General features: G+C 68.3%; 20 protein-coding genes. 15 read left to right on the forward strand and 5 right to left on the reverse strand.

Annotated features, from left to right (window positions below; genetic code table 11):
* Positions 1-10 precede the first annotated feature (10 nt).
* Entirely contained in the window at positions 11-1,111 is a 1,101-nt protein-coding gene (gene ychF, locus AC07M8_RS14540) for a redox-regulated ATPase YchF (protein ID WP_495175046.1), read from the reverse strand.
* Between the two features lie 242 nt (positions 1,112-1,353).
* On the opposite strand from ychF, the gene AC07M8_RS14545 reads away from it, so the two are divergent.
* Complete coding sequence (locus AC07M8_RS14545) at positions 1,354-1,983, forward strand: hypothetical protein (protein WP_495175047.1); 630 nt, start codon at positions 1,354-1,356, stop codon at positions 1,981-1,983.
* 76 nt (positions 1,984-2,059) lie between these two features.
* On the opposite strand, the gene AC07M8_RS14550 is transcribed toward AC07M8_RS14545, so the two are convergent.
* Entirely contained in the window at positions 2,060-2,503 is a 444-nt protein-coding gene (locus AC07M8_RS14550) for a hypothetical protein (protein ID WP_495175048.1), read from the reverse strand.
* Positions 2,504-2,670: 167 nt separating this feature from the next.
* Here AC07M8_RS14550 and AC07M8_RS14555 point away from each other — a divergent pair, with 167 nt between their 5' ends.
* Positions 2,671-3,300: a trimeric intracellular cation channel family protein gene (locus tag AC07M8_RS14555; RefSeq protein ID WP_495175049.1), complete on the forward strand. Its 630-nt coding sequence runs from the start codon at positions 2,671-2,673 to the stop codon at positions 3,298-3,300.
* 43 nt (positions 3,301-3,343) lie between these two features.
* Here the strand turns inward: AC07M8_RS14555 and AC07M8_RS14560 are convergent, their stop codons facing one another.
* Both AC07M8_RS14560 and sppA read right to left on the reverse strand, forming a co-directional pair.
* A complete protein-coding gene (locus AC07M8_RS14560) occupies positions 3,344-3,916 on the reverse strand; it encodes a GNAT family N-acetyltransferase (protein WP_495175050.1) in 573 nt (190 codons plus the stop codon).
* A gap of 10 nt (positions 3,917-3,926) precedes the next feature.
* Complete coding sequence (sppA, locus tag AC07M8_RS14565) at positions 3,927-5,801, reverse strand: signal peptide peptidase SppA (RefSeq protein ID WP_495175051.1); 1,875 nt, start codon at positions 5,799-5,801, stop codon at positions 3,927-3,929.
* A gap of 241 nt (positions 5,802-6,042) precedes the next feature.
* On the opposite strand from sppA, the gene groES reads away from it, so the two are divergent.
* The 9 genes from groES to AC07M8_RS14610 all read left to right on the forward strand — a co-directional run bounded on the left by groES (position 6,043) and on the right by AC07M8_RS14610 (position 12,558).
* Positions 6,043-6,330, forward strand: a complete 288-nt coding sequence (gene groES, locus AC07M8_RS14570; RefSeq protein WP_037532998.1) for a co-chaperone GroES — start codon at positions 6,043-6,045, stop codon at positions 6,328-6,330.
* 93 nt (positions 6,331-6,423) lie between these two features.
* Complete coding sequence (gene groL, locus AC07M8_RS14575; protein WP_495175052.1) at positions 6,424-8,067, forward strand: chaperonin GroEL; 1,644 nt, start codon at positions 6,424-6,426, stop codon at positions 8,065-8,067.
* A 246-nt stretch (positions 8,068-8,313) separates the two neighbouring features.
* Entirely contained in the window at positions 8,314-8,934 is a 621-nt protein-coding gene (locus AC07M8_RS14580) for a DUF2589 domain-containing protein (RefSeq protein ID WP_495175053.1), read from the forward strand.
* Positions 8,935-8,949: 15 nt separating this feature from the next.
* Positions 8,950-9,723, forward strand: coding sequence for a DUF2589 domain-containing protein (locus AC07M8_RS14585; RefSeq protein ID WP_495175054.1), 774 nt, complete (start codon positions 8,950-8,952; stop codon positions 9,721-9,723).
* A 14-nt stretch (positions 9,724-9,737) separates the two neighbouring features.
* A complete protein-coding gene (locus AC07M8_RS14590) occupies positions 9,738-9,995 on the forward strand; it encodes a hypothetical protein (protein ID WP_267394028.1) in 258 nt (85 codons plus the stop codon).
* A gap of 5 nt (positions 9,996-10,000) precedes the next feature.
* Entirely contained in the window at positions 10,001-10,324 is a 324-nt protein-coding gene (locus tag AC07M8_RS14595) for a hypothetical protein (RefSeq protein WP_495175055.1), read from the forward strand.
* A gap of 11 nt (positions 10,325-10,335) precedes the next feature.
* Positions 10,336-11,298 (forward strand): M12 family metallopeptidase, encoded by a 963-nt coding sequence (locus AC07M8_RS14600; RefSeq protein ID WP_495175056.1) that lies wholly within the window; start codon positions 10,336-10,338, stop codon positions 11,296-11,298.
* A 196-nt stretch (positions 11,299-11,494) separates the two neighbouring features.
* Positions 11,495-11,953, forward strand: coding sequence for a DUF3429 domain-containing protein (locus tag AC07M8_RS14605; RefSeq protein ID WP_495175057.1), 459 nt, complete (start codon positions 11,495-11,497; stop codon positions 11,951-11,953).
* A 20-nt stretch (positions 11,954-11,973) separates the two neighbouring features.
* Positions 11,974-12,558, forward strand: coding sequence for a glutathione S-transferase N-terminal domain-containing protein (locus tag AC07M8_RS14610; protein WP_495175058.1), 585 nt, complete (start codon positions 11,974-11,976; stop codon positions 12,556-12,558).
* Between the two features lie 113 nt (positions 12,559-12,671).
* Here AC07M8_RS14610 and AC07M8_RS14615 read toward each other — a convergent pair whose 3' ends face one another.
* Positions 12,672-13,721 carry a mannose-1-phosphate guanylyltransferase/mannose-6-phosphate isomerase gene (locus tag AC07M8_RS14615; RefSeq protein WP_495175059.1) on the reverse strand — a complete coding sequence of 350 codons (1,050 nt, stop codon included), beginning with the start codon at positions 13,719-13,721 and terminating at the stop codon, positions 12,672-12,674.
* Between the two features lie 160 nt (positions 13,722-13,881).
* On the opposite strand from AC07M8_RS14615, the gene AC07M8_RS14620 reads away from it, so the two are divergent.
* Genes AC07M8_RS14620 through AC07M8_RS14635 form a run of 4 tightly spaced genes read left to right on the forward strand, consistent with a single transcriptional unit; the run spans position 13,882 to position 20,648 of the window.
* Entirely contained in the window at positions 13,882-15,270 is a 1,389-nt protein-coding gene (locus AC07M8_RS14620; protein ID WP_495175060.1) for a TIGR03013 family XrtA/PEP-CTERM system glycosyltransferase, read from the forward strand.
* Positions 15,267-17,297 carry an XrtA/PEP-CTERM system histidine kinase PrsK gene (prsK, locus tag AC07M8_RS14625; protein ID WP_495175061.1) on the forward strand — a complete coding sequence of 677 codons (2,031 nt, stop codon included), beginning with the start codon at positions 15,267-15,269 and terminating at the stop codon, positions 17,295-17,297. Before AC07M8_RS14620 ends, prsK begins: the two co-directional genes overlap by 4 nt.
* Positions 17,294-18,658, forward strand: coding sequence for a PEP-CTERM-box response regulator transcription factor (gene prsR / locus AC07M8_RS14630; RefSeq protein ID WP_495175062.1), 1,365 nt, complete (start codon positions 17,294-17,296; stop codon positions 18,656-18,658). The genes prsK and prsR overlap by 4 nt, the downstream gene beginning before the upstream one ends.
* Complete coding sequence (locus AC07M8_RS14635) at positions 18,651-20,648, forward strand: tetratricopeptide repeat protein (RefSeq protein ID WP_495175063.1); 1,998 nt, start codon at positions 18,651-18,653, stop codon at positions 20,646-20,648. The genes prsR and AC07M8_RS14635 overlap by 8 nt, the downstream gene beginning before the upstream one ends.
* Positions 20,649-20,724: the final 76 nt, after the last annotated feature.

Raw genomic sequence — 20,724 nt, forward strand, 5'->3', positions numbered from 1 at the left:
GCCAGCCGGATCACACGTTGAAGCGAAACAGCATCACGTCGCCGTCATGGACGACATATTCCTTGCCTTCCTGGCGCAGCTTGCCGGCGTCGCGCGCGCCGGTCTCGCCGTTGCAGGCGATGTAATCGTCATAGGCGATCGTCTCGGCGCGGATGAAGCCGCGCTCGAAATCGGTATGGATCTCGCCCGCGGCCTGCGGCGCCTTGGCGCCGGCGTGGACCGTCCAGGCACGTGCCTCCTTAGGGCCGACGGTGAAGAAGGTGAGCAGCTGGAGCAGTTTGTAGCCGGCGGTGATCACCCGGGCGAGCCCGGTCTCCTCCAGCCCGAGCTCGGCGAGGAAGTCGCCGCGATCGTCGGCCGGCATGGTCGCGATCTCGGCCTCGATCGCGGCGGAGACGACCACCGCCTCGGCGCCCTCGGTCCGGGCCTTCTCAAACACCTTGGCCGAGAGCGCATTGCCCTTGGCGGCGTCGCCCTCGTCGACGTTGCACACATAGAGCACCGGCTTGGCGGTGATCAGCTGCGCCTGCGCGAACACGCGCTCTTCCTCAACGTCCTTGGGCTTGGTCAGCCGCGCGGGCTTGCCCTCGCGGAGCAGTTCCAGCGCCTGGCCGAGCACCGCGGCGCCGATCTTGGCCTCCTTGTCGCCCTGCTGACCCTTCTTGATCAGATTGGGGACGCGCTTCTCGAGACTCTCGAGATCGGAGAGCATCAGCTCGGTCTCGACCGTCTCGGCATCGGCGATCGGATCGACCTTGCCCTCGACATGGGTGACGTCGGTCTCGGTAAAGCAACGCAGCACGTGGACGATCGCGTCCACTTCACGGATGTTGCCGAGGAACTGGTTGCCGAGGCCCTCGCCCTTGGAGGCACCGCGCACCAGCCCGGCGATGTCGACGAAGGCGAGCTGCGTCTCGATGATCTTGGCCGAACCGGCAATGGCGGCGAGCTTGTTGAGCCGCTCGTCGGGCACCGCGACGTTGCCGACGTTGGGCTCGATCGTGCAGAACGGGTAGTTGGCGGCCTGCGCCGCCGCCGTTTCGGTGAGCGCGTTGAAGAGGGTGGACTTGCCGACATTTGGCAGGCCCACGATGCCGCAGCGGAAACCCATGGCTTGGCCTTCGATTGATCTGAAAGCGGGCGCCTTACCGGTCGGGGCCGCCCTTGGCCAGCCGTTCCCGCCCATCGCGACGGGCTACCGTCGCCATCAACCGCCCGTCGTTAAAATCCAACGTCTTGTCGCAATGTTGCTAAGCCGTAACCAACCTCCGTGGGTTGCGCATCCAAGCCATGATACGCGGGCTGTGGAACCGATGGGGATCGGGACCAGCGCCGCTGATGCCGGGAGAGCATATGCGACTGATCGGGGACGTTGCCATTGTTGTAGCCTGTGTCGCGGCGATACCCGCGGCCGCGCAGCATGGCCCACGCCCGTTCGACGATCACCAGTTGCTCGATGCGGCGCGCGAGGCGGTGCGCACCCCCGACACGCTGACCCTGGCGCGCTCCCGCGAGACCTCGTCGGCGCTTGCCACGCGATTTCGCGTCCGCACCAACGTCGCCACCGTGCCGCAGGGGCCGCTCGGCGCGCGTGACCGGGTCCACCAGCGGCTCGCCGGATCGATGATCGACTTCTACCCGGTGGACGGCAAGGGCTTCCGGGTCTCCGCGGGCAGCCGCTTCTACGATGTTCGAGGCGCCTCCAGCGGTGGCTCGATCGCGGGCCCCGACGCCAGTGCCCGGGCGCTGCTCGCGGTGCCACGGACGGCGACCGCGCCCACCGCCAAGGCCGGGCTCAAGCGCTCCACCCCGGCGTTGACCATGGGCTATGCCGGCACCGTGGGCGCGTCCACCAACGTCGGGCTCGAACTCGGCGCGATGAAGGGCAGGGCCTATGCCGGCACCGCCGATCAGGGCGCGCACGACAGCGACAGCGGCAAGGTCAACCCGGTGGTCAGTCTGGTCGTCGGCCGCCACTTCTGACGATCACTATCTATTCCGGCGCGTGGACCGCGAGAGGGAGGGCTGCTCAACACAACCCTCCCGCCCGTTGGCCGCCTCAGGCGGCTGCCGATCGATGCCGAGACAACCTCTCGGACGCTGCATCGGCGAGGCGATTGGCCACGCCGGCAAGGACATGGTCGAGCGCACCTGGCTCGAGCCCCCCGAACACGCTGTCGCGCGGGTTGAACTTCTTGGGCGGCCAGGGGAAGGGAAAGGGCAGGTCGGTCCAGGGTGGCCCGTCGGACTCGGCGTTGCCGACCACCTCGTCGGCGCCGCGGCGGATCAGGTTGATGGCGAGATCCCGTACATCGGTTTGCAGTCGCTCGGCACGGATGTGCAAGGCGAGATCGCGGATGACCTCGCCGGTGATCACCTTGGTGATGTCGCCCGACAGAAGCGGGCCGGGCTGGCCAGGGCCGCCGTCGACATAATATCCCTTGATGATCTGGTAGAGCGTCTCCGCTCGCGACAATATCGCAAAGGGGGTATGGTTGGACATGGCCGAGTCTCCGTCGTTTGTTGATGGATGCCGACGGGCTACCATCAATGCGGGTGTTCGCGCGGCGAGATAGGTCCAGTTTGACCTAAGCACTGGTGGCCGAATGACCTGGCAAGCGGCGCCCGCCAGCCATTCCCCCTGGCCGCATCCCCGCTTAAGCTCGTGCGATGATCCCCCCCGTATCCTTGCTCCCGTCCTTTGCGCCCTGGCTCGATGTCGCCGGTCTGGCGGTATTCGCCGCCTCCGGCGCCCTTGCTGCGGCCAAGCGCGGGCAGACCGCGGTGACGCTCGCCTTCTTCGCGCTGATCACCGGCGTCGGTGGCGGCACGGTGCGCGACCTGCTGATCGGCGCGCCGGTGTTCTGGGTGCACGATCCGCGCGCCGCCACCGTCTGCCTGATCATGGCCGCGGTGATCTGGGTGACGCCGGAACGCTGGTGGAAGGACAGCGCGCTCGGCTGGTTCGACGCGGTCGGGCTCGCGGCCTATGCCGTCTACGGCGTCACCAAGGCGCGCGGCTATGGCATTCCGCCTGTGCCCGCCGCATTGATGGGCGTCGTTACCGGCTGCGTCGGCGGCATCATCCGCGACGTGCTGGCCGGCGAGCCGTCGATCCTGATGCGCCCCGAGCTCTACGTCACCGCCGCCGCGCTCGCCTCGGCATTGTACATGGGGCTGGTGCTGCTCGGGCTGCCGGCGGCGGTCGCCGCGGTGATCGGCGCCGGCGCCGGCTTCGCGCTGCGCGCGGCGGCGATCCGCTGGCGGCTGGCGCTGCCCGCTTATGGCGAGAAACAGTAGGCGCCGGTCGTTTTGCCCAAGCGCGGCGCCGTCCCGCTGCGACCTAGCCGCGCACCACGCCGATGTCGGCGAACCGCCGCGGCTCGGCGGGCGGCGACGCGGCCTCGGCGAGTTCGCACTGCCAATAGCCGACGTCGATCCACTGGCCGTGCTTGTAGCCGATCTCGCGGAACACGCCGGCGCGGCGGAAGCCGACCGCCTCGTGCAGGCTGATCGAACCCGGGTTGGGCAGGGCGATGCGGCCGATCGCCTGGGTAAAGCCCTGCGCCCGCACCGTGTCGATCAACGCCTCGTAGAGCAGCCGGCCGAGCCCCTGCCGCTGGGCGACGTCGGCGACATAGATCGTCGTCTCAAGCGTCCAGCGATACGCCTCGCGCGCCGAGAATTCGGTGGCATAGGCATAGCCGAGCACGCCGCCGGCCCCGCCGCCGCCCTGGTCGGTGACGGTGGCGACGATCCACGGGTACAGCCCGTCCGATGCCGCCATGCGGTGACGCATGGTCCGCGCGTCAGGCGCGTCCGTTTCGAACGACACGGTGCCGGCGAGCACGTGCGGCGCATAGATCGCCGCGATTGCCGCGGCATCCTCCGGCCGGGCCGGGCGCAGCGCGATCACAAGCAGGTCCTCACAGCCCGAGCTTCGACATCACCAGATCGAGCAGCCGGGTGTCGGCAACGGCGCTGCTGCTCGGTCCGAACCCGCCGCATTCGAGGCAGCGGGCCTGCACCGAGCCGGCCGACGCCAGCCGTCGTACATCGCCGAGCACCTGGGCAAGCATGCCGCGACGATCGGCGGCGATCCGGGAGAACACGTCGCCCCCGGTCGCGTCGTCGTCATCGTCCTTGTTGATCGACGCGGCGAGCTGCGCGGCAAGGCCGGGCTTCTTCTCGAGATATTCGGCGTGGACCTTGGCGGGATCGAGCTTGGCGCGCCGTGCCGCCTCGGCGATCGCATCGTCGAGGTTGCCGAACCGGTCGATCAGCTTGAGCTGATGCGCCGAGCCACCGTCCCACACCCGGCCCTGGGCGATCTCGTTGACATGCTCGGGGGTCATGTGGCGCGACTGGGCGACGCGGGCGATGAACTGGCGATAGCCGTTCTCTATTCCCGCCTGCAGGATCGCATCGAGCGTCGGGTTGGTGCCGCCGAACACATCAGGCTGGCCCGAAAGCGCGGTGGTCTTCACCCCGTCGGTGGTAACGCCGATCTTGGCGAGCGTGTTCTCGAAGGTGGGGATGATCCCGAAGATGCCGATCGAGCCGGTGATCGTCGACGGCTCGGCGAAGATCACGTCGCCCGGGGTGGACACCCAATAGCCGCCCGAGGCGGCGAGCCCGCCCATCGAGGTGACCACCGGCAGGCCCTTCTTCTTGGCCTCGAGGATCGCGAGACGGATCCGCTCCGATGCCATCACCGATCCACCCGGTGAGTCGACCCGCACCACCAGCGCCTTGAGGTTCTTGGTGGCGAGGCCATTGAGGATCGCCTTGGCGATGGTGTCGCCATGCGCCTCGCCGGGGCCGCCCTCGCCATCGACGATGTCGCCGGCGATCGTGACCACGCCGATGCCGTCGCCGGCCTTGCTGAGCGGATGCGCGTCAACCCAGTTCTGATAGGCGATGGTGTTGAAGTTGCCGACCGACTTGTTGGCATCGGTGCCCGCGATCGCGGCGACGCGGCGACCGAAGGCGGTGCGATCGCCGAGCTTGTCGACGAGGCCGGCGGCGAGATTGGCCTTGGCGATGTCGCCATTGGCGGCGAGCACCAGCTTGTCGGGTTGGCTGAGGAACTGCGTCACCTGCGCCTGTGGCCGCGCCTTGGCGATCGCCTCCTGCCACTGGCCTTCAAGCGCGCCATACAGCTGCTGGCTGGCGGCGCGTGCCTCGGGGCTCTGATCGGCGCGGGTATAGGGCTCGACGAAGCTCTTGAACTTGCCGACGCGGTAGACGTGGGTGTTGACGCCGAGCTTGTCGATCAGGCCCTTGTAATAGAGCTGGTTGCCGCCCGGGCCGGTGAACAGCGTGCCGCCGAGCGGGTTGACCCAGATCTCGCTGGCATTGGCGGCGAGGCGGTAGCCGGAGTCGGTATAGGCGGTGGCATAGGCCAGCACCGGCTTCTTGGTGTCGCGGAAGCGGCGGATCGCCTCGGCGACCTCGTTGATCGTCGCCGGATAGCCGCCGCCGAAGCGGTCGAGATCGAGCACCAGCGCTTTGACCCGATCATCGCTGCGGGCGGTGTCGATCGCGCGCAGCAGGTCGCGGGCGCGGAACTGCTGCGGTGCCTTGCTGCCGGACAGCGCCGCCATCGCGGTGATGTCTTCCGGCTGCTCGACGATGGTGCCGTCGAGATCGAGCACCAGCGCGCCGTTCTTGATCGGCTTCGATCCCGGCCGCGCGTTCAGCGCCGCAAACAGCAACCCGAAGAACAGCAGCATCGCGATCAGGACCAACCCGTCCTTGATCGCGACCAGCAGCTTCCATGCGCCCCGAACCAGCTTCACGTCACGCTCCTTGCTTCGATGATCCTGCGCTAGAGCAGGAGCGGGCAGGGTGCAACGGCCCGTCTTAGCCAAGCAACACAGAAGCGGCGCACAGGTCGTCCCGCACCGCTCCCGTTGCGTCCATTTTTGCGTCACCGCTCCCTTGACGTGCCTGTCGAGCAGGCACATATCCCGGTCGTTGGCACTCGCGGATCGTGAGTGCCAGAAATCTGTAACACTCACTGTAAAGAGGGACTCAGCAATGAACTTTCGTCCGTTGCACGATCGCGTCCTCGTTCGCCGCGTTGAGGCGGAAGAGAAGACGGCCGGCGGGATCATCATCCCGGATACCGCCAAGGAAAAGCCCCAGGAGGGCGAGGTCGTCGCTGCCGGCACCGGTGCGCGTGCCGAGAATGGCACGATCACCCCGCTCGACGTCAAGGCTGGCGACAAGATCCTGTTCGGCAAGTGGTCGGGCACCGAGGTCAAGGTCGACGGCGAAGACCTGCTGATCATGAAGGAATCCGACATCCTGGGGATCGTCGGCTGATTCTTCCGTCCCCCCGGCATCGCGCCGGGGTCTCCCATTACCGCAAGGCTCCGGCAGTCGCCGGAGTGACGCACATCTGAAAGGGTAGCCATCATGGCAGCCAAGGACGTAAAATTCGGCCGCGACGCGCGTGAGCGCATCCTCCGCGGCGTCGACATCCTCGCCGATGCCGTCAAGGTCACGCTGGGGCCGAAGGGCCGCAACGTCGTGATCGACAAGAGCTTCGGCGCGCCGCGCATCACCAAGGACGGCGTCACCGTCGCCAAGGAGATCGAGCTCAAGGACAAGTTCGAGAACATGGGCGCGCAGATGGTGCGCGAAGTGGCCTCGAAGACCAACGACATCGCCGGTGACGGCACCACCACCGCGACCGTGCTCGCCCAGGCGATCGTCCGCGAGGGCATGAAGTCGGTGGCCGCCGGCATGAACCCGATGGATCTGAAGCGCGGCATCGATATCGCCGTGATCAAGGTCGTCGAGGACATCAAGGCGCGTTCCAAGCCGGTCTCGGGATCGGCCGAAGTCGCCCAGGTCGGCATCATCTCGGCCAATGGCGATCGTGAAGTCGGCGAGAAGATCGCTGAGGCGATGGAGAAGGTCGGCAAGGAAGGCGTGATCACCGTCGAGGAAGCGAAGGGTCTCGATTTCGAGCTCGACGTCGTCGAGGGCATGCAGTTCGACCGCGGCTATCTGTCGCCCTACTTCATCACCAACCCCGAGAAGATGACGGTCGAGCTCAACGATCCGTACATCCTGATCCACGAGAAGAAGCTCAGCAACCTGCAGGCGATGCTCCCGATCCTGGAAGCCGTCGTCCAGTCGGGTCGTCCGCTGCTGATCATCGCCGAGGACATCGAGGGTGAGGCGCTCGCCACGCTCGTCGTCAACAAGCTGCGCGGCGGCCTCAAGGTCGCAGCGGTCAAGGCACCGGGCTTCGGCGATCGTCGCAAGGCGATGCTCGAGGACATCGCGATCCTGACCAAGGGCGAGATGATCTCGGAAGACCTCGGCATCAAGCTCGAGAACGTCACGGTCGGCATGCTCGGCACCGCCAAGCGCGTCACCATCGACAAGGACAACACCACCATCATCGATGGCGCCGGTGACGCCGAGTCGATCAAGGGCCGCACCGAGGCGATCCGTGCGCAGATCGAGAACACCACCAGCGACTATGACCGTGAGAAGCTCCAGGAGCGTCTCGCCAAGCTCGCCGGCGGCGTGGCCGTGATCAAGGTCGGTGGATCGACCGAGGTCGAGGTCAAGGAGCGCAAGGACCGCGTCGACGACGCGCTGCACGCAACCCGCGCAGCTGTCGAAGAGGGCATCGTCCCAGGTGGCGGCACCGCGCTGCTCTATGCGACCAAGGCGCTCGAAGGCGTCAGCGGCATCAACGACGACCAGACGCGCGGCGTCGACATCGTCCGCAAGTCGCTGACCGCCCTGGTCCGCCAGATCGCGCAGAACGCCGGTCATGACGGTGCCGTGGTGTCGGGCAAGCTGCTCGACCAGAGCGACACCTCGTTCGGCTTCAACGCCTCGACCGACACCTACGAGAACCTGGTCCAGGCCGGCGTGATCGACCCCACCAAGGTGGTACGCACCGCGCTGCAGAACGCAGCCTCGGTCGCCGGCCTGCTCATCACCACGGAAGCCACCGTGTCCGAGCTGCCGGAAGACAAGGCACCGGCAATGCCGGGCGGCGGCGGGATGGGCGGCATGGGCGGCATGGACTTCTAAGTCCGTACCGCTCGGCCACTCGGCTGAAGCAAATAGAAGGGCCGGGGGGACCCCCGGCCCTTTTTGCGTGCGCAGCCCTGGCGGCGTCACTGCTCCGCTTCGCTTCGCCTCTGGCCGATGCTGCCGTAGCGGATCCATCGCGCGCGGCTTCACCCATTATGGTGCGGGTACCATTAACCATCGCCGTCAAAACCGGCGAAGGTGCGCTCCGAAGGCCGAACCGGCCATTACGGAGAGGGGCAACTGGTGGCGGGCAACGTCGGACTGCACGACCTGATCGGTTCCGTGGCCGGCGCGATCGTCGAGGCGCAGGGGGTGGTGGAGCGCCACTTCCTCGACCTGATCGGCCGCTACTTCGACAGCAGCGGCCGCCCGATCAGCTTCGATATCAAGCTGCCCAAGCCTCAAAGCACGGTGCCTGCGTCGCTGCAGACGAGCGACGGCCCGCCACCGTCCGCGGGCGATGCTGACTATGTCCAGCTTGGCGTGCCGCTGCTGTCGCTGGTCGAAAGCAATCTGCTGGCGATCAAGGAAATGACCGTCGATCTCGATGTCGAGCTCGGCGACGTGATCACCGGCGGCCCCGACGCCGCCGGCGCGCCCGGAGCGCCGAGCGGCGCGCCTCGTGACGTCCCGGCCATGTCGGTCGATAGCGATCTCGCGGCGGCCGACATGGCCGGTGCCGAACGCTCGCCGCTCGCCGCCTCGGCGCTGCTGCGGCCGCGTCCGGCGATGGGCCTCAGCGTCGGCATCGGCGGCCGCACCGATGCCAGCGGCCCGACCGCGCGCATCTCGATCAAGGTGGAAGCCAAGCCCGTCAGCGAGGGGCTGCTGCGCCTGCTTACCCAGCTCAACAAGGTGGTTTGACCAAGGAGAAAGCGCATGCCGATCAATATGGGTGACCAGTTTCGCGGGCTGCCGATGGGCGATCTTATCGGCGGACCGCTGATGGCAGCCTGCGACGCGCAGGTGCGCCTCGCCAACGCCACGGCGCAGTTCATCCAGCAGGTGGGCTTCATGCCCAAGCAGGGAACGGTGCCCGGGCCCGACGGGCAGATCGTGTTCGACCCCAAGTCGTTCGACGTACGCACCGTGGAGTTCCGGTTCAACCGACCCGCAGCCGGGGCCGCGGCGGACGCCAACGGCATCGTGCCCACCGAGACGGTGTCGCTGGAAGTGCCGCTGCTCGCGATCGTCAAGGTACCCGCGCTCGGCATCGATACGGTCGACATCAGCTTCGACATGGAGGTGAAGAACTCCGAATCCTCGAAGGACAGCGAGGATAAGTCCGGCAAATTCTCTGCCGATGCCAGCGTCGGCTGGGGCCCGATCAGCCTCAAGGTCCATGTCGAAGGCTCGGTCGCCACCCACAAGGAGAACACCCGCTCGACCGACCAGACCGCGAAATATCATGTTCAGGTGCGCGCGATGGACAAGGGCATGCCCGAGGGGCTCGCCCGGGTTCTCGACATGATGAACACCGCCATCGCCCCCAAGACAATCACGCCGACGACGGCCACGCCGGCGACGGGCAACACGCCAATCGCAGCGGGCGATACGCTCGAGGCGAAGGACCGGGTGCTGGATCATGAGCCGACGCCGATCGATCTCGAGCCCGGCCATACCTACCGCGTTCGCGAGATGGCCGACGCCTGATCTGCGCCGCCGCGATGTTCGACATGACCGACGTGGGCTTCGTGAAGCGGGTCACACTGGGCAGCACCCATCACGAAGCCCTTCACCATCAGGAGGATCTCGATGTCCAGGCGGACCTGCTCAATCGCTGCCTCAACGATTATCCCCGGGGCAAGATCATCGGCATCGAGAAGTCGTTCAAGCTGCTCAACATCGGTGAGCATCCCGTGGTGCTGCAGTGGATTTGCTACCACATCGGTTTCCCGAGGAAGCCGGATTGGCTGAGGGACTGATCCGGATGCGCGATCTGGCGGCCTCGCTGATCGCCGCGGGCAGCACGCCGGTGGCCGAGGGCGCGCAGGTTGCCGCGGTGCGGATGGAACTGCTCGCCTTCACCGGGCAGGTCCGCTTCGGCCATCGCTTCTGGGACATGCAGTTGCGCCGGACCACGGCGCCACGCCGTGCCTGGTTCGTGCGGCTGCCCTGGATCGCCCGGTTTCGCCGCGCCCGCCGGCAGCGGGCCGGCTGGTCGGCGCACCGCATCATCCTGAGCTGGACGCCCAGCCGGCTCGCCGCATCGATCGATGGCTATCCCGTCGCCACCATTCTCCTCGAACCCTGAAAGGACATGTCATGCCTAGCCCCGCCAAGACCGCCACCCCGATCGCCTGCACCCCCAAGCATCTCGGAAACGACCTCCTGACCGAGTCGGCACGGGTGGCGCGCAACGAAAATCCCGTCAATCACCCGGCCGGCATTCACCGGCTGCTCACCCACAATCCCGAATTCGCCATCAGCAGTGAAAACATCGCGGTGCTCACGACCAAATATTGGCGCGGGGGCGGCTGCACGCTCACGGTTGGCTTCCTCGACAACCCGCCGGTCGAGCTGCGTCGGAAGATCCTCCAGCACATGAATGCCTGGAATGCCTCGGCAAACGTCACTTTCACCGAAAGCAACGTCGATCCCAAGGTGCGCATCTCGCGCGAGCGGGGCGGCTATTGGTCCTATCTCGGCACCGACATCCTGCTGATCGACAAGGCCAAGCAGACCATGAACCTCGAAGGGTTCACCATGGCGACGCCGGACTCCGAGTTCCACCGCGTCGTCCGGCACGAAACCGGCCATACCTTGGGCTGCCCGCATGAGCATATGCGCGCCGAACTGATCGCCAGGATCGATCGCGCCAAGGCCATCGAATATTATGGCCAGACCCAGGGGTGGAGCGAAGAGCAGGTGATCCGCCAGGTCCTGACCCCGCTGGAAGATGGATCGCTATGGGGTACGCCGCGACCCGACATGAATTCGATCATGTGCTATCAAATTCCGGCCGGGCTGACGACGGATGGCCGCGGCATCCCCGGCGGCGCCGACATCGATTCGAGCGATTATGCGTTCATGGCGCAGGTCTATCCCAAGCCCGCTGCCGTGCCGGCGCCGGGCGGCGCGCCCGAAGCCGCCGCCGCCGTGACGGGTCGGCACCGTGCATGCCCCGACTGCGTCGAGGTCGAACTCGCCGGCGGCACCCGGGTCAGCGTCCATCCCGATGCCTCGGAAGAACAGGTCCGCCGCGTCTTCGCGGCGCTTGCCGGCTGAGCCTCGGGATGCGCGGCCGGGTACCGTCAGCGCCTTTGACCGGCGCCGAAGACGCCGCGGGACCCCGACGGCGACCTTGACGTTGGAGCCGTGAGCGGCAGTCGTCGTCCATCGATGGCCGATTGCCGGGTACGGTAACCGCCGCGCTAGCCACGAATGCGTGCAACCAGCCTCGGGCTCTGCACGTTGGCCGCCGATGACCGATCGCTCGACCACGGCTACGCCCACCGACGGCATCATTCTCGGCTATGGGCCGATGATCCCGCTGGTCGCGGCAGCACTCGGTGCCTGGGTGCTCCCGGATCTCTACGCATATTTCGCGGTCCAGGCCGGGATCATCTGGGGCGCACTGATCCTTGCCTTCATCGCCGGCGTTCGCCGCGGTTATGGCTTCGGCAATCCGCGTGCGTCGACCGCCGTCTCGATCGCTACCAGCATCGGCTATTTCGTGCTCGCCGGTCTCGGCCTGGTGATCGGGCGCCCCAGCCATGCGCTGTTGCCGTTGATCCTCGGCTTTGCGGTGGCCGCGCTGCTCGATCGCCGCGCCGCACTGGCCGGCGATGCCCCCGCCTTCTTCGCGACCCTTCGGCCGGTGCAGCTGTTGATCGGCGCGGCAGGGCTCGCCGGGCTGTGGGCCTGGACGATCAGCCGCTGAGCGGTATCAGGAGAATAACAGTGAAGCTTTACTACAGCCCCGGCGCGTGCAGCCTCGCCGATCACATCGCGCTTCACGAGGCGGGGCTCGCCTTTGAGCATGAGCGCGTCGACCTGCGCACCAAGAGGACCGAGCACGACGGCGATTACGCCGCGATCAACCCCAAGGGGTACGTGCCGGCGCTGACGATCGACAGCGGCGAGACGCTGACCGAGAATGTCGCGATCCTGTACTGGATCGCTGAGCAGGCGCCGCATCTCCGCCCGGCCGGTCACATGGGCTGCACCCATTTGGTCGAGGCGCTCGGCTATATCGGCAGCGAGATCCACAAGGGGTTCAAGCCGCTGATGGGTGGTGCCGACGATGTCGCTAGGCAGCAGGCGAAGGGTGTCATCGCCAGGCGCCTCCGCTATCTGTCCGACACGATGGTCGGCGATTATCTGTTCGGGCCTGAGTTGAGCGTCGCGGACTGCTATCTGTTCGTGATGCTGTTGTGGGCGCGACGCTTCGAGATCGAGGTGCCGGATTATCTCGGCGAGTTCCAGGCGCGGATGATGGGCCGCGAGGCGGTGCGCAAGGCGTTGGCGCATGAGGAGCTGCTGTAGGGCAGCCTCTTGCCGCCACCGCAGCGAAAGCCGGGTCGCTCCGTGGTGGCACTTGTGCTCGCCACACCGTCATCCCAGCCTGCGCTGGGATGACGGTGTGGAGGTGAAGCCCCTTACTTCTTCATCGCCTCGATCAGTTTCTTGACCTCCTGGCTGCGCCCGCGCGGCAGGATCAGCACGTCGTTGCCGCTCGCCACCACGATGAGATCACTGACGCCGACCAGCGCGACGCGCACGCCGTCCGAGCGCACCAGGCAGTTCTCGGTCTCGATCGCGAGCACTTCGCCGCTGCCGGTGCTGCCATGGGCATTGCCGTCGACGTCGAGATCGCTGATCGCATGCAGCGCGTCCCAGCTGCCGACGTCGCTCCAGCCCATCGCCACCGGCACCACCGCGACCCGCTCGGCCTTTTCCATCACCGCATAGTCGATCGAATCCGACGGCGAAGTCGCAAAGGAATCGGCGTCGGGATAGATGCGCGCGCCGTCGCGTCGCGCCTTGGCGAGCGAATCGGTCACCGCGGTGACGATGCCCGGCGCATGCGCGGCGAGCTCGCCGAGGAAGATGTCGGCACGAAACAGGAAGATGCCGCCGTTCCAGGCATGGTCGCCCGAGGCGAGCATCTCTTCGGCTCGATCGAGCGGCGGCTTTTCGACGAAGCGCTCGACGCGGTGGACGCCGCCGCTGATCTCGTCGCCGATCTTGATCCAGCCATAGCCGGTCTCGGGCGCATCGGGGGTGATGCCGAAGGTCACCATCCAGCCCTCGGCGACCAGCGGCATCGCCGCCTGGATCGAGGTGTGGAAGGCGTTGAGATCGGTGATGACGTGATCCGACGGCATCACCAGCAGCGCATTCTCGCCACCGGCGGCAAGTGCCGCCAGCGCGATCGCCGGCGCGGTGTTGCGGCCCGCGGGCTCGAGGATCACCGCCTGGGCGTTGGCGCCAACCGCGGCAAGCTGCTCGTCGATCAGATCGGCGTGGCGGGCGTTGGCGACGATGATCGGTGCCGCAAAGCCCTCGCCATGCGCCCGGCGCGCGGTGAGCTGGAGCATCGTCTCCTCGGCGGTCAGCGCGAGCATCTGCTTGGGCATCTCGGGGCGGGACATCGGCCAGAGCCGGGTGCCCGATCCGCCGGACAGGATCACGGGAACGATCGTCATGTGGGGTGAAAACTCCTGATTTCCCGGCAACCCTATCGTGTCGGCGGCCGAACCGGAATGGCTATCTGTGTCCCGCGTTCAGCCTTTATTTGTCTTTTGCTGCGACAGGCCGATGACATGTCGGGAATGTTTACACCCGCCCTGTAGCGGAGGCGACACGGTGATACGGCTGTTCAAGCATTACATCCCGCACGCGGTGCTGCTGCTCGGGCTTGTCGATGCGCTGTTGCTGTTCATCGCCGCCGAGATGGGCTGGGTGATCCGCGCGCATCAGATCGGCATGGCGGTGGAATCGATCACCACCCGCATTCCGCAATTGCTGAGTTTCGTCGCCGCGCTGCAGATCTCGCTGGTCGCGGTCGGCGCGTACGGCGTCGCCTCCTTCTTGTCCCTCCGCTTCGCCGCGGCGCGGCTGGCGGTGGCGATCGCGCTTGGCGTCACCTTTCTCGCGCTGATCTTCTTCCTGGTGCCGGCGCTCACCTTCTGGCGCTCGAACCTGCTCTATTCGATGGTCATCGCCTCGGTGTTGCTGGTGGCCGTGCGCGCGCTGCTCAACCGCTCGCTGGGCGGCGATACCTTCAAGCGGCGGATCGTCGTGCTCGGCGCCGGCGCACGCGCGGCGCGGATCGGCGCGCTCGCCGACCTGCCGGGCGTCAACGTGGTGGTCGCCGGCTACGTCGCGATGGCCGAGGCCAACCAGGTGGTCGCCGACGCGGTGCCGCGCGAGCAGATCCCCAACCTCGCCGCGCATGTGGTCGATCTCAACGCCAGCGAAGTGGTGCTGGCACTCGAGGAGCGCCGCAACGCGCTGCCGCTCAAGGACCTGCTGCGCGTCAAGACGACCGGCGTGATGGTCAGCGAAATATCGAGCTTTCTTGAGCGGGAGACCGGGCGGATCGATCTCAACAGCGTCAACCCGTCGTGGCTGATCTTCTCGGACGGCTTCGCCTCGGGCCGCATGCTCTCGAGCGTGTTCAAGCGTGCGTTCGACATCGTCGCCAGCCTGCTGCTGCTGGCGCTGACGCTGCCAGTGATCCTCGTCACCGCGGTGGCGATCAAGCTCGAATCGCGTGGGCCGGCTTTCTACCGCCAGCGCCGCGTCGGCCTGTACAATCAGGGCTTCGACATCGTGAAGCTGCGCTCGATGCGGCAGGATGCCGAGGTTGCCGGCAAGGCAGTGTGGGCGGCGGCGGACGATCCGCGCATCACCCGCATCGGCCGCTTCATCCGCAAGGTGCGGATCGACGAGCTGCCGCAGACCTGGACGGTGCTGAAGGGCGAGATGAGTTTCGTCGGCCCGCGTCCCGAGCGGCCGCAGTTCGTCGAGCAGCTGGAGCAGCAGCTGCCCTTCTACGCCGAGCGCCACATGGTGAAGCCGGGAATTACCGGCTGGGCGCAGATCAACTATCCCTATGGCGCCTCGATCGAGGATTCGCGGCACAAGCTTGAATATGATCTCTACTACGCCAAGAACTATTCGCCCTTCCTCGATCTGCTGATCCTGCTGCAGACGCTGCGCGTCGTGCTCTGGCCGTCGGGCGCGCGATGACCGTGTCGCTGATCCTGTGGGGCCATGCGCTCGCCGCGCTGATGTTCGGCGTGCTCGCGCTCGCGGTGATGCGCCGCGCGCGGCTCGACGCCACGGATCGGGCGCTGGCGCTGGCGCTGTTCGTCACCGCCTTGTGGGCGCTGGCGGTGGCGGGGATCGACTCGCGCGACGTCGCCACCAGCCTCGCGCTGGCGGCGCGCAACATCGCCTGGCTCGGGCTGATGGCGCTGCTCGTCCGCCGCGCGCGCGCCGGCGGCTATGCGCTGCTTGCGGTCTATCTGGTGGCGATCGGCATGGCGCTGTTGACCGCGATCCTCGCCATCCTCCAGACGCTGCCGTTCGACGGCGAGGGCGCGGCGGCGCTATACGGCGCGTCGCTCGTCTGCCGGATGATGAGCGCGGTCGCCGGGCTGGTGCTGGTCCATCATCTCGCCATCACCCTGCTGCCGCAGCACAAGGCGCGGCTGATCCCGATCGCGATCACCGTTGCGACGATGTGGAGCATGGATCTCGCGACCGCCGCGCTCGGCTATGCCCTTGGCGCCTGGCCCGACGCGCTGATCGCGGTGTACGGCTTCGCCATGGCGGGCGCGGCGCTGGTCCTCGGCCTGGCCCAGCGCCGCGGTGACCGCGGGCTGATGGTGTCGCGCGCCGCGGCGTTGCGCTCGCTGTCGATCGCCGGGGTGATGGCCTATGCCGCGCTCACCGTCGGCCTCACCAGCGCCGCGGCGAGCTGGGCTGGCGACAATGTCCGGCTGGTGCAGACCGCGATCATCTTCGGTGCCACCGCGGCGCTGATGACGCTGATGTCGACGCCGTGGCTGCGCGCCTGGCTCAAGGTCAAGGTCGCCAAGCACCTGTTCCGCCACCGCTACGACTATCGCGCCGAATGGCAGCGCTTCACCGACCGGCTCGGCCGCCCGGGCGATGCCGCCGACCCGCTCGACCTGCGCATCGTCAAAGCGATGGCCGATCTCACCGACGCTCCCGCCGCGATGCTGCTGGTCGCGGATGGCGCGGCGCTGATCGCCGGCGCCAGCTGGGCATGGTCGCTGGCCGGCGAGGGCAGCGCCGATCTCGGCCAGCACCTCGCCGCCTCGGGCCGCATCGTCGAGCTCGACGCGGTCCGCCGCGGTGCCGCGCCGGCGGTGGAGACGGCGGCGATCCCCGGCTGGATGCTCGACCAGCCTGACGCCTGGGCGCTGGTGCCGCTGATCCACGGCACCAGCCTGATCGGTGCGATCCTGCTCGCGCGCCCGCCGGTCGATCGCCCGCTCGACTGGGAGGATCTCGATCTGCTCCGCGTCGCCGGGCGCCAGGCGGCGAGCTACCTCGCCGAGGATCGCGCCCATGCCGCGCTCGCCGATGCCGCGCGGTTCGACGAGTTCAACCGCCGCTTCGCCTTCATCATCCATGATCTCAAGAACCTGGTGAGCGGGCTGAGCCTGGTCGCGCGCAATGCCGAGCGCCACGCCGACAATCCTGATTTCCGCGCCGACATGGTCGCCACCCTCAAGGATTCCGCCACCCGCATGAACGCGCTGCTCGCCCGCCTGTCGCAGCATCACCAGGCGGCCGACGAACCGGTCCAGCCGGTCGACGCCGGCGAACTGGCGCAGCGCCTCGCCGCCGATCGTCGCGCCCAGCATCCGATCGACGCCGCCGGCGCGGGGGTCGCGCTTGCGCAGCCGGGCCGGCTCGAGCAACTGCTCGGCCATCTGCTCCAGAATGCGGTGGAGGCGAGCCCCGCCGGCGCGCCGATCACGGTGGCAGTCGGCCGCCACGATGCCGGTATCGCCATCGACGTGATCGATCGCGGGGTCGGCATGAGCCCGGCCTTCGTCCGCGATCGCCTGTTTCGCCCGTTCGTTTCCTCCAAGCCCGGCGGGTTCGGGATCGGCGCCTATGAGGCGCGCCAGCTCGCCACCGCGATGGGCGGCACGCTCGAGGTCGCCAGCCGCGAAGGCGAGGGCACGCGCTTCCGCCTGATCCTGCCGCCAGCCCCGGCGCTGGAGGCCGCGGCATGAGCGACCCGTCGGGCCAACGGCCAGTCCTGCTCATCGTCGAGGACGATCTCGCGCTGCAGCGCCAGTTGCGCTGGGCCTATGAGGGCTATGAGATCGTCACCGCCGCCACCCGCGGCGAGGCGATCGAGGCGTTGCGCGCGCATGAGCCCGCGGTGGTCACGCTCGATCTCGGCCTGCCGCCCGATCCCGACGGTACCACCGAGGGGTTCGCCACCCTCGCCGAGATCCTGTCGCTGAAACCCCATACCAAGGTGATCGTCGCCTCGGGTCATGGCGCACGCGAAAGCGCGCTCCAGGCGATCGCCCAGGGCGCCTGGGATTTCTACGCAAAGCCGATCGACATCGACGCGCTCGGCCTGATCGTCGCGCGCGCCTTCCACGTCCATGCCATCGAGGCCGAGAACAGGCGGCTCGCGGCGCGGGTGGAAGGATCCGGCTTTGGCGGCCTGATCTATGCTTCGGACGAGATGGGCCGGGTGGTGCGCACCATCGAGCGCGTCGCTGCCGCCGACGTCTCGGTGATGCTGCTCGGCGCCAGCGGCACCGGCAAGGAACTGCTCGCCCGCGGCGTCCACGACAGCTCGCCACGGCGCAAGGGCGCCTTTGTCGCGATCAACTGCGCCGCAATTCCCGAGACGCTGCTCGAAAGCGAGCTGTTCGGCCACGAGAAGGGTGCGTTCACCGGCGCGGTCAAGACCACCGAGGGCAAGATCGAGCTCGCCCAGGGCGGCACGCTGTTTCTCGACGAGATCGGCGATGTGCCGCTGCCGCTCCAGGTCAAGCTGCTGCGCTTCCTCCAGGAGCGCGTGATCGAGCGGATCGGCGGCCGCAAGGCGATCGCCGTCGACACCCGCATCGTCTGCGCCACCCACCAGAACCTCGACACGATGGTGGCCGAGGGCCGCTTCCGCGAGGACCTCTACTATCGCCTCGCCGAGATCGTGGTGCGGATCCCCGGCCTCAGCGAGCGGCCCGGCGACGCCAGCCTGCTCGCGCGCGCCTTCGTCCACAAGCATGCCGGGGCAATGAAGCTCCCCGTCACCGGCCTCGCCCCCGACGCGCTCGCCGCGATCGATGCCTGGAGCTGGCCCGGCAATGTCCGTGAGCTCGAAAACCGCATCAAGCGTGCGGTGATTATGGCCGACGGCAAGCTCGTCACCGCGGCCGACCTCGATCTGGACGACCGTGATCGCGACGAGGTGCCGCTCAACCTGCGCACGGTGCGTGAAGTCGCCGATCGCCGCGCGATTCGCCATGCGCTTGCCCGCTCGGACGGCAACATCTCCGGCGCCTCGCGGCTGCTCGGCGTCAGCCGGCCGACGCTATACGATCTGCTGAAGAGCTACGACCTGCATGGCTGAGGCCGCCTATCCGCTGCTCAAGCCGCGCCGGCGCGCGCACCGGCCTGGCCCGGCGCGCCCATCGCGGCTGGTCGGCGCACGGCTGGTGGCCGCGGCGATCCTGCTGCTGCTCGTCGCCGCGGCGGTGCTGCTGGCGTGGCGCTCGCCGGCGACGGTCGATCCACGCCGCGCGCTCGCCGATGCCGACCAGGCGTTTGCCCGCGGCAACTACAGCGCCGCGCGCAACCATGCGCTAGCCTCGCTGAAGATGGTGCCGGGCTCCGCACCGGCGCATCTGCTGCTCGCCCGCGCCTATCTGCAACTGGGGGACGGCGTCGCTGCGGAGGGCGAGCTGACCCGCGCCGGCGATGCCGGTGTGCCCGCCGCCCGGCTCGATCCCTACCGCGCCCGGGCGCGCTTCCTCCAGAGCGACTATGACGGCGCGATCAGCGACGCCGCGACGACCCCGGCCGATCCGGTTGCGATCCGCGCCCGCGCCCGCGCGCTGGCGATGCAGGGCGACGGCGCCGCGGCCGGCGAGGCACTCGACGTGCTGCTCGCCCGATCACCCAATGACGGCGCCGCCTGGACCGATCTCGGCCGTATCCGGCTCAACGCTGGCGATCTTGGTGGCGCGGCTGCGGCGGCTGCCCGCGCGGTGCGCCTGCTGCCCGGCGAGCCGATCGCACTGACGCTGCAGGGAGAGGTCGTCCGCAGCCGTTATGGTCTCACTGCCGCCTTGCCCTGGTTCCGGGCGGCGCTGCAGCGCGACGCCTTCTACCATCCGGCGCTGATCGAATATGCCGCGACGCTTGGCGAGGCCGGTCGCTACACGCAGATGCTCGCCGCCACCCGCAATGCGCTCGCCGCCCGGCCCGGCAGCCCGCAGGCGCTGTACCTACAGGCGGTGCTTGCCGTCCGCGCCGGCCACCGCGCGCTTGCCCGCGATCTGCTCCAGAAGGCCGGCGATACGCTGTCGGACCTGCCGGCGGCGATGCTGCTCAGCGGCAGCCTCGATTATGCCGACGGCAAATATGAGCAGGCGATCGACACCTGGCGCCAGCTGGTCGCGGACCAGCCGGTCAACGTGCTTGCCCGCCGCCTGCTCGGCGCGGCCTTGCTCCGCTCGGGCGATGCCGCTGGCGCGCTCGATGCCCTTCGCCCGGTCGCCGAACGCGACGACGCGGATCCCTATGCGCTGCTGCTGGTCGCGCGGGCATTCGAGGCGAGCGGCGATCGGGCATCGGCGGCGACCTTCCTTGATCGCGCCGCGGCAGCACGGGTCGGCACCGCTGCCGTCTTCGCGACGGACGATGCCGTCGGCGCGGTGCTCGCCGATGCCGCGGACGCGCCCCACGATCCCAATTACGTGGTCGGGGCGATCCGCGCGCAGGTGAACGGTGGCGACATCCCCGGCGCCATCGCCCGCGCGCGCAGCCTGGTCGCGGCCAGCCCGGGTGCGCCTGCGGCGCGGCTCGCGCTCGGCGACGCGCTCGCCGCGGCCAGTCATTGGGCCGATGCGGCGAGCGCCTATGCCGCCGCCGCCGACCTTTCCTTCGACGAACCCACCATGTTGCGGCTGGTCGACGCGCTCGGCCGCGCCGGTCGCCCGCGCGATGCCGCCGCGGCGCTGTCGCTCTACCTCGGGCAAAACCCGCAGAGCGTGCCCGCGCTGCGCCTGCTCGGCGACCTGCAACTCGCGGGCGGAGACGGCGCAGCGGCGATCGAGACGCTTGAAAGCCTGCGCCGGATGATCGGCAACCGCGATGCCGCGCTGTTCGCCAGGCTCGCCCGCGCCTATGCCGCCGCCGACGAGAGCGCGGTGGCGCGCCGCTATGCGCGTGCTGCTTATGTGCTGGCGCCGATGAACCCTGGCGTCGCCGATGCCTATGGCGTCGCGCTCGCCGCCGACGGCGATCTGGGCGCCGCCCGCCAGTTGGTGGCCAAGGCGGTCGCCCTGGCCCCGGCCGACCCGCAGATCGCCGCCCACGCTCGCCAGATCGCCCGCTAGCGCCAGCCTTCGCCGGCGTGGCCTCGCGCCGACCAGCTTGCCTAGTCAAGCCGGGCCAGCCATGGCCGCTCCATCG

The sequence above is a fragment of the Sphingomonas sp. GW821-FHT09E03 genome, from assembly GCF_059416225.1.

Bases quoted from the DNA above. Each gene is read 5' to 3' on its own strand.
- ychF (WP_495175046.1), bottom strand. From the start codon at position 1,111: ATGGGTTTCCGCTGCGGCATCGTGGGCCTGCCAAATGTCGGCAAGTCC.
- AC07M8_RS14590 (WP_267394028.1), top strand. From the start codon at position 9,738: ATGTTCGACATGACCGACGTGGGCTTCGTGAAGCGGGTCACACTGGGC.
- AC07M8_RS14595 (WP_495175055.1), top strand. From the start codon at position 10,001: ATGCGCGATCTGGCGGCCTCGCTGATCGCCGCGGGCAGCACGCCGGTG.
- AC07M8_RS14545 (WP_495175047.1), top strand. From the start codon at position 1,354: ATGCGACTGATCGGGGACGTTGCCATTGTTGTAGCCTGTGTCGCGGCG.
- AC07M8_RS14555 (WP_495175049.1), top strand. From the start codon at position 2,671: ATGATCCCCCCCGTATCCTTGCTCCCGTCCTTTGCGCCCTGGCTCGAT.
- AC07M8_RS14585 (WP_495175054.1), top strand. From the start codon at position 8,950: ATGCCGATCAATATGGGTGACCAGTTTCGCGGGCTGCCGATGGGCGAT.
- groES (WP_037532998.1), top strand. From the start codon at position 6,043: ATGAACTTTCGTCCGTTGCACGATCGCGTCCTCGTTCGCCGCGTTGAG.
- AC07M8_RS14600 (WP_495175056.1), top strand. From the start codon at position 10,336: ATGCCTAGCCCCGCCAAGACCGCCACCCCGATCGCCTGCACCCCCAAG.
- AC07M8_RS14605 (WP_495175057.1), top strand. From the start codon at position 11,495: ATGACCGATCGCTCGACCACGGCTACGCCCACCGACGGCATCATTCTC.
- prsR (WP_495175062.1), top strand. From the start codon at position 17,294: ATGAGCGACCCGTCGGGCCAACGGCCAGTCCTGCTCATCGTCGAGGAC.
- AC07M8_RS14615 (WP_495175059.1), bottom strand. From the start codon at position 13,721: ATGACGATCGTTCCCGTGATCCTGTCCGGCGGATCGGGCACCCGGCTC.
- AC07M8_RS14550 (WP_495175048.1), bottom strand. From the start codon at position 2,503: ATGTCCAACCATACCCCCTTTGCGATATTGTCGCGAGCGGAGACGCTC.
- prsK (WP_495175061.1), top strand. From the start codon at position 15,267: ATGACCGTGTCGCTGATCCTGTGGGGCCATGCGCTCGCCGCGCTGATG.
- groL (WP_495175052.1), top strand. From the start codon at position 6,424: ATGGCAGCCAAGGACGTAAAATTCGGCCGCGACGCGCGTGAGCGCATC.
- AC07M8_RS14635 (WP_495175063.1), top strand. From the start codon at position 18,651: ATGGCTGAGGCCGCCTATCCGCTGCTCAAGCCGCGCCGGCGCGCGCAC.